Raw genomic sequence first — 243 nt, forward strand, 5'->3', positions numbered from 1 at the left:
TGCTTCTGCGTCAGGTTCGAGTTCACCGGCTGGACCCGAAAAAGGAACCGATTCCGGGAAATCCGCATACCTGGAGTACTCAAATACGAACTCAGTGGTTCGCGGTGAACTTGGACCTTTACGCAAGTGACTTGGTTTCAAGGAGTTGCGAAAATCCTACCGCGAGTTCGCATTTGGATCATGATGGCGGAGAGGGAGGGATTCGAACCCCCGGACCCCGTTAAAGGGTCGCCGGTTTTCAAG

It is taken from the genome of Candidatus Hydrogenedentota bacterium, from assembly GCA_016791475.1.
In the GTDB taxonomy this organism is placed as follows: domain Bacteria; phylum Hydrogenedentota; class Hydrogenedentia; order Hydrogenedentales; family JAEUWI01; genus JAEUWI01.